Consider the following 2,073-nt stretch of genomic DNA (forward strand, 5'->3'; position numbering starts at 1 on the left):
ACCGCCCGCAGCACGAGGCCAACCCCCTGCCCTTCTCCCCCTTCAAGAGCTCCACCGTGCCGCGGCCCATCGGCTGGCTGTCCTCCGTGAGCACGGACGGCCGGGAGAACATCGCCCCCTACAGCCAGTGGCAGAACCTCACCTTCGACCCGCCCATGGTGATGTTCTCCGCGAACCAGTACCCGGACGGACGCCGCAAGGACACCGTCCTCAACGCGGAGCAGACCGGCTGGTTCGTGTGGAACATGGCCACCTACGACCTGCGCGAGGCCGTCAACGTCTCCGCCATGGCCCTGGAGCCGGGCGAGAGCGAGTGGGACCGCATCGCCGAGCACGGCGTCACCAAGGTCTACGCGGACAACCACCCCATCCCGATGGTCGCCGAGTCCCCCGTGCGCTTCGAGTGCCGCTACCACTCGACGCACCGCATCAAGGGCGACTCGAACGTCGGCACCATCGACGTGGTCTTCGCCCACGTGGACACCATCCACATCGACGACGACGTCATCACCGCCGACGGCCGCCTCGACATCCCGCGCATCCAGCCGATCGCCCGCCTGGGCTACTTCGACTACACCGTGGTGCGGGAGACCTTCGAGATGCGGGTGCCCGGCGCCGACGGCGATGCCCAGGCCGGCCTCGAGGGACGGGCATGAGCACCGCGGCCACCGGCGCGGCCCGGCCCGCTCCCGTGCCCGGGGCCTGCCCCCGGAGCCTGAAGGACATGCTGGCCGTGAACTTCGGCAACGCGCTGGAGTGGTACGACTGGAACGTCTACACGATCTTCGCCCCGGTCTTCGCGGCGCAGATCTTCCACGCGGACAACCCCACCTCCGAGCTGCTCGCCACCCTGGCCGTCTTCGCGGTGGGCTTCGTCGCCCGCCCCATCGGCGGCTACGTGTTCGGCGCCTACGCGGACCGGGTGGGCCGCAAGCGCAGCCTCTTCGCGGCGATGATGATCACCGCGCTCGGCAGCCTGATCATCGCCTTCACCCCCACCTACGGCACGGTGGGCGTCCTCGCCTCGGTGATCCTCGTCGTCGCCCGCCTGCTGCAGGGCCTGGCGCACGGCGGCGAGATGGGCACCTCCGTGACCTACCTCGTGGAGCGGGCGCCGCAGGGCCGGCGCGGGCTGTTCGGGGCGACGTCGTGGGTGTCCGTGGTGGTGGGCACGATCCTGGCGACGCTCGTGGGCCTGGCCATCAACACGCTGCTCTCCCACGAGCAGGTGGCGTCCTGGGGCTGGCGCGTGGCGTTCGGCATCGGCGGCGTCCTCGGCCTCTACGCGCTGTATCTGCGACGGAGCCTGACGGAGTCGGAGCACTTCACGGCGGCGCAGCAGGTGGTGCCCACCGCCGACGACGCCCCGCGCCGGGAGCCGGGCGCGGTGTGGCGCGGCCTGCTGACGATCTTCCTGGTCTCCGCGGGCGGCTCCCTGATGTTCTACACGTGGCTGATCTACCTGCCCACGCACGCGCAGGTGGCCCATCAGATGGACAAGTCCACCACCCTCTCGGCCTCGCTCCTGGCCCAGGTGATCTTCCTGGCCGCCATCCTCGGGGCGGGCCTGCTGGGCGACCGGATCGGCCGCCGCCCGCTGGTCATCGCCTTCGGCCTGCTCTTCGTGGTGCTGCCGTTCCCGCTGTTCGGCATGCTGGACGGCACCTTCGCCTCGTTCCTGCTCGTGCAGACCATCGCCCTGCTGGCCGTGGCGCTGCTGTTCGGCGTCAACGGCGCCGTCTGGTCCGAGGTGCTGCCCACGGCGGTGCGCGCCAAGGGCGTGGCCACCATGCTCTCGCTGGCCACCGCGATCTTCGGCGGCACGGCGCCGTACCTGATCACGTGGCTGACGGCGCAGGGGTGGGCCAGCGCGTTCCCGATCTACCTCATGGTGGTCGGCGGCCTCACCGGCCTGACCGGCCTGTTCATGAAGGAGACGAAGGACGTGGACCTGGCGGCCTGAGCCGGGGCGACCGGGCCCGCAGGCCGCCCCCTCCGCACACAGAGTGGTGGGGACACCGCGTCTCGTTTCGAGGCCCCGCACGTGTCTCTTCCCCCCTTTTGTTCCTTCCC

General features: G+C 70.6%; 2 protein-coding genes. Both read left to right on the top strand.

Annotated elements, in window-relative coordinates; all coding sequences use genetic code 11:
- Positions 1-656, top strand: a 656-nt coding sequence (locus tag ACFWJO_RS37320) for a flavin reductase family protein (protein ID WP_386872567.1), incomplete at its 5' end; no start/stop codon positions are given.
- A complete protein-coding gene (locus tag ACFWJO_RS37325) occupies positions 653-1,963 on the top strand; it encodes an MFS transporter (RefSeq protein ID WP_060973915.1) in 1,311 nt (436 codons plus the stop codon). The genes ACFWJO_RS37320 and ACFWJO_RS37325, both read left to right, overlap by 4 nt.
- Positions 1,964-2,073 lie beyond the last annotated feature (110 nt).

The organism is Streptomyces sp. NPDC127092 (assembly GCF_042722475.1).
Taxonomy (GTDB): domain Bacteria; phylum Actinomycetota; class Actinomycetes; order Streptomycetales; family Streptomycetaceae; genus Streptomyces.

Bases quoted from the DNA above. Each gene is read 5' to 3' on its own strand.
- ACFWJO_RS37325 (WP_060973915.1), top strand. From the start codon at position 653: ATGAGCACCGCGGCCACCGGCGCGGCCCGGCCCGCTCCCGTGCCCGGG.